Genomic DNA, 2,234 nt, shown 5'->3' with positions numbered 1-2,234 from the left:
CCTGGACATGAACTTCACCTCGGTCGTCGGCGCAGGCTTGAGCACGCAAGGGCTGAGCGAGCGCGACCTCTTGGGCCAAAACTTCGAATTGATGCTCGCCGATGCCGAATCCAAGGAGCGCGCGCTCGCGGTTATTCGCCGTGCGTTCGGCGGCGATTCGGAGCGCTTTGAAACGCGCCTCGCCGGGCGCTGGCTCCAACATCACGTCGAGCCGCTGCGCGGCATGAGCGGCAGCATCATCGGTGCCATCGGCGTCGCGCTGGATATCACCGAGATGAAAGAGACGGCCGATCACTTCGCGCACCTCGCCCGCGTCGATGCGCTCACGCAGCTTCCAAACCGGCTCGCGCTGGAAGAACAACTGGGAGGAGCGCTGGACCGCGCGCGCAGCGAACGCTGCGCGTTGGGCGTGCTCTTCGTCGACGTCGATCGCTTCAAGAACATCAACGATACGCTCGGCCACCGCGCGGGCGACGATCTGCTGCGCGCGTTCGCCGCGCGCTTGCGATCCTCGTTGGACGCGCGCGGATCGGTGTTTCGCAGCGGAGGCGATGAGTTCATCATCGTAATGCCGCTGGGCGAAACGCTCTCCCTAGCGATGGTGGCCGCCGACGTGCAGGCGGCGCTGGGCGCAGCTTTCCACATATCCGGCCGCGAACTCTACGTTACCGCCAGCATCGGCACCAGCACGTTTCCGAACGACGGGACGAGCGCCGAGGAGCTGGTCATGCACGCAGATTCTGCGATGTACCGGGCCAAGCAGACCGGGCGCAATCGCATCAAATCCTACGATGCGAATACCGATTCCGCTGCGCTGGTGAAGCTACGCCTGGAGCAAGATCTGCATCACGCCGTCGATCGCGGCGAGTTGGAACTGCGCTTTCAGCCGATCGTGAACGTGCGGGATTCGCGCATCATCGGTGCCGAGGCGCTGCTGCGATGGATGCACGGCAAGCACGGCGAGATACTACCCGACCGCTTTATCGGGATCGCCGAGGAGACCGGGCTGATCGTCGAGATCTCGCGCTGGGTGCTGCGAGAGGCGTGCACGCAGGCGGCCGAAATCCGCGCGGGCGGCAATCCCGATTTTCGCATCGCGGTGAATCTCTCGGCGCGCGATTTTGCAGAAGCGGACCTGGCCCAATATATCGAGGCGACGCTGCACGAATGCGGCCTCCCGCCCCACGCTTTGGATATCGAAATTACCGAGAGCGTCATGATCGACGATCTCGCACTCCAGACGCTCGGGCATTTGCGCCGGCTGGGCGTGCGCGTCGTCGTCGACGACTTCGGCATCGCGTACAGTTCGCTCGGATATCTCAAACGGCTCCCGGTCGGCGCGGTGAAAATCGATCGCGCCTTCATTGCCGATATCGCCCACGATTCGTACGACCAGGCGATCGTACGCGCCATCGTTACGCTGGCAAAAACGCTGGGCTTCGGATTGATCGCCGAGGGCGTCGAAACACACGAGCAACTCGCATTCGTTTCTAAGCTCGCGTGCGAACACGCACAGGGATATCATTTCAGCGTGCCGCTCGTCGCCACGGATTTGTGCCTGCTCTTGCGCGAAGGCGTCCCTACGGCGTAGGAGGCGGCCCCGGACAATCGCTCAGCGTGGTTCCGCCATATGCGGTGGTATGTTGCATGACGTACTGCACCGCCTGTGGCTCGGATGCGCGCATGCTCTTGGGCGGGAATTGGAAGAACGTCGGCACGTCGTTGTGTTTGAACGGATCCATGCGCTCGTTTTTGTAGCGCCACGGATAGTCGAGGGCTACTTCTTGTTGCGTGCCGTCGCTCATGTGGACGATCATCTTAACGTTGTCGTATACCCAAAAGCCGGTAGCACGATCGTAGCGCGGATCGCCGACCACCGAGAAGTCCACTTCTCCGCACGCCGCAGCCTGCGAGCCGCTCCCGGTGCCGCTATCTCCGGTCCCGGTTCCGCTCGTGCCGCTCGCCACACTGCCCGCACCCTGGCCTTTTCCGGCCCCGGCACCTTGCGCTCCCACCGGAATATCCCAGATCGGTTTGGCGTGGGAGATATGCGGCGGCTTCGGGCGCGCAGCCCCGGCGTGGTGGATAATTTCTTTGCGAGCGGATTTCCCCGACGGAGCTTTGATGACGGTGCGTTTTTGCGGCACCGCAAGCACGACCGCGTGCGTTACGACGGGTTTGGGCGGCGGCGGGGGCGGGGGCTTGGGCGTGGGTGTGGGCCGCGTGCCGATGGT

2 protein-coding genes are annotated in these 2,234 nt (G+C 63.6%); one reads left to right on the top strand and one right to left on the bottom strand.

Translation table 11 applies throughout. From position 1 onward, the window contains the following. Window positions 1-1,591, top strand: a 1,591-nt coding sequence (locus VMW12_13400; protein ID HUZ50717.1) for an EAL domain-containing protein, incomplete at its 5' end; no start/stop codon positions are given. On the opposite strand, the gene VMW12_13395 is transcribed toward VMW12_13400, so the two are convergent. Next, the coding region (locus tag VMW12_13395; GenBank protein ID HUZ50716.1) for a hypothetical protein at window positions 1,581-2,234 on the bottom strand (654 nt) is incomplete at its 5' end. The two genes, VMW12_13400 and VMW12_13395, sit on opposite strands and share 11 nt — an antisense overlap.

It is taken from the genome of Candidatus Dormiibacterota bacterium (assembly GCA_035532835.1).
GTDB lineage: Bacteria > Vulcanimicrobiota > Vulcanimicrobiia > Vulcanimicrobiales > Vulcanimicrobiaceae > DAHUXY01.
Note: the sequence above shows the minus strand (reverse complement) of the source record. Positions and strands in the feature narration are given on the sequence as shown.